The following is a 2,589-nucleotide window of genomic DNA, read 5'->3' as shown; positions in this document are numbered from 1 at the left end:
GGGTGGGCAGTCATGGGCGCTTCCGCGAGTGGTTCATACAATTTGCGCAATACTACAATTATCAGAGACCGCACCAAGCGCTTGACGGACAAACGCTGGTCGAGGAGGTTCTAAACTAGACAGTGCCTAGTACGCTTCTCTCTGGGTAAACAAAAAGAGACGCACCAAATCAGGCGTCGGGACGAGGCATCGATTCCAGCTCTTTGATTCGGCTTGTCTTTTTCACAGCCGCGTATTGCCGTTTCCACGCTTCTTCGGGGAAGAGACCGTTTCGGTCGAATAGTTCGCGTGCTTCGGGAGTGAGTTCGAAGAACTGGTAGGGGTATCCTCGGATACGATTCCCCGGTTCGAACTCGAGAACCCGGACGACACCGACGCCTGCGAGTGTATCGAGATGCCGTCGAATGGAGTCGTCGCTGAGTGGCGGGTTCATATAGTCCAGTTCCTCGACACTGGGTGCCCCTAATGGATGACCGACTATATCCGCGATGATGTCTGCCCGTTTCTTGTTCGTGGCTCGTTGCAGCGCTCGCCACGTATCGAACTCTGATTTGGTATCGGTGACGCCGCCTCCGTTTCCGGCCACGGATTCTGTTTTTGGTTTCATATGATTCTCTCGCCCCTCCACTGCTCAGTACGCTTTGCGTTGGAGAATTGTAGTTCTCCAATTCACATGTATCTCTTGTATTCCCACCAGCATAAAGACTTGCATCTGAATGAGGTTAGTTAGAAACTGATGGCACAACTATCTAAAAGAAGAATCTACAATTAATTAGTGAAGAGATAATACAATTGGATAATGGATGATACCGTCAGTAGTCCCGAAATAGGGGACACTGCTGTAGAAGACATCCCATCGGAGGCCGAAATCATGAGCGGGATAGCTGACGTTCACTTTTCTCCGTCCGATCACCAACGCATCAAGGATTTGGTAAATGGTGAGGAGATGCAGCACATCAAGAACCACGACCGACGGTACTTGATCGTGGGCGCAGGGGGCGAAACCGGAGCCGCAACACGCCGGATGGATGTGTACGACCTTCTCAACGACCGCAATGGTGCAATTTCGATGCGTTTAGAGGACTTCGGCCTCACCCCCGACGAAATCGAACTGTGGAATCGTGTGTTCGACATCCTCTGTGGACGCGCAACGCACATCGTGGGTGTCTTGGAAGACTTCGACGGCGGGTACGTTTGGGAACTCGGTCTGCTTTTTGCCCCATCGTACCGACAGAAAGTCTGGGTGCTGAAACGACTGTACCCAGACGAGCAGACGGAACGCGACAAATTTGACAACGGAATGGCCGCTTCTCACGTCAAAATGCTGTTGACTGGCAACCGATGTCTGGAATGGCGTGACGAAGATGAACTCTACGACGCTGTGAGCCAACTTCCCTAACAGAGACAGTCGAGATGTGGCGCTCTCTTTATCGTGAGTAAACCTTCTGACCCTCCAACGCGCGAATCTGTACACGTCGAACCCGTACTAGCAGATCTCCACCGTTTTGCTACTTTGGCTGAGATATGCTGGTGGTAGTGAGGCGTCGCCCCCGTTGTTTAGGTCTTCCCACACCTACGGTAGGTGAGACATGAGAACGTCCGAACACTACCTGATCAATAGGTTAATTTCGTTAGATATTCTAGTTCGAATTGGCTAGAGACGTGGCGCAACTTTTCAAATCGTTCGAAAAACCATTCTCCGGAATGATGGGGTCTGAGCAGATTCGTTAGTTGTACTCCCGCCACCGATACCCGCATTCCTTACATTTAAAGAACCGCGTCGGCGGTTCGTCGGCCGACGCCGTCTGCTTGATGGTGTACCACGCTTCGGTGTGGCCGCACTCGTCGCAGTGAACGTCTTTTGCGGTCGGTTTGCCCTCGAACTCGGCTCCTTCTTCGGTCTCGATGAGTTCGTCACCGGACTGGGCCTCGGTCGAGACGAACTCCTTGGCGCGTTCTTCGTCCCGTTCGGCGGTCGCGCCGCACTCCTCGTTCGTACAGGTCATCACCCCGTTCTGTGAGACCATCATCGAACCGCACTCGTCGCAGAATTGCATACTCAGAACTAGCGGGGCGTGGCACCAAGAAACTGTCACTCTCTGGATTGTTACCAACACACTCACTACCGACCGCGACGTTACTCTTCGTCTTCGACGACTGGGCAGTTCCGCACCCGGAAGTGGTCGCTGTCTACAACCTCGATAATGGCGGTTCCCTCGTGGGTACACGCCAGTTTCGGCGGTGCGCCGAAGTGCTCACACCGCTGGCAAAACTCTTTTTTGGCGACGATGTGGTCCGGGAGCCCGTCGGCGTCGTCGACGGCTTCCGCCTCGGCACCGAGGCCGACGCTCTCGGTTTCGTCGCCGCCTTCGACGAGCGCCGTCCACACGTCCTCGTCGTCCAGTTCGTCGACTTCCACCGATTCGAACAACTCGGCTACGTCGTCGGGCTCGTTGGAGACGCGTGACCGACCGCGCCGCTCCGCCACTCGGCCAGCGAGGTCCGAAAGCGGAGCAGACTGCGGTTGCTCGTCGGCATCGGCGCGGTCGCTCCGCTCAGCATCGGCGCGGTCGCTCCGCTCAGCATCGG

4 protein-coding genes and 1 pseudogene are annotated in these 2,589 nt (G+C 55.1%); 2 read left to right on the top strand and 3 right to left on the bottom strand.

What is annotated here, in order from left to right; genetic code table 11:
* Nucleotides 1-119 (top strand): annotated as a pseudogene (locus QT222_RS02690) (IS6 family transposase); the annotation flags it as partial.
* A gap of 50 nt (nt 120-169) precedes the next feature.
* On the opposite strand, the gene QT222_RS02685 reads toward QT222_RS02690, so the two are convergent.
* Nucleotides 170-607 (bottom strand): hypothetical protein, encoded by a 438-nt coding sequence (locus tag QT222_RS02685; protein ID WP_004060131.1) that lies wholly within the window; start codon nt 605-607, stop codon nt 170-172.
* A 264-nt stretch (nt 608-871) separates the two neighbouring features.
* On the opposite strand from QT222_RS02685, the gene QT222_RS02680 reads away from it, so the two are divergent.
* The gene (locus QT222_RS02680) at nt 872-1,399 is read left to right on the top strand and encodes a DUF8170 family protein (RefSeq protein WP_491476219.1); all 528 of its coding nucleotides are present in this window, start codon (nt 872-874) and stop codon (nt 1,397-1,399) included.
* A gap of 328 nt (nt 1,400-1,727) precedes the next feature.
* Here QT222_RS02680 and QT222_RS02675 read toward each other — a convergent pair whose 3' ends face one another.
* Nucleotides 1,728-2,057 (bottom strand): transcription factor S, encoded by a 330-nt coding sequence (locus QT222_RS02675; protein WP_004060129.1) that lies wholly within the window; start codon nt 2,055-2,057, stop codon nt 1,728-1,730.
* An 80-nt stretch (nt 2,058-2,137) separates the two neighbouring features.
* The coding region (locus QT222_RS02670) for a DUF8135 domain-containing protein (protein WP_491476218.1) at nt 2,138-2,589 on the bottom strand (452 nt) is incomplete at its 5' end.

The sequence above is a fragment of the Haloferax sp. s1 genome, from assembly GCF_058382125.1.
The sequence above is the reverse complement of the archived record's forward strand: the minus strand, read 5'-3'. Positions and strand labels throughout refer to the sequence as shown.

Bases quoted from the DNA above. Each gene is read 5' to 3' on its own strand.
- QT222_RS02675 (WP_004060129.1), bottom strand. From the start codon at position 2,057: ATGCAATTCTGCGACGAGTGCGGTTCGATGATGGTCTCACAGAACGGG.
- QT222_RS02685 (WP_004060131.1), bottom strand. From the start codon at position 607: ATGAAACCAAAAACAGAATCCGTGGCCGGAAACGGAGGCGGCGTCACC.
- QT222_RS02680 (WP_491476219.1), top strand. From the start codon at position 872: ATGAGCGGGATAGCTGACGTTCACTTTTCTCCGTCCGATCACCAACGC.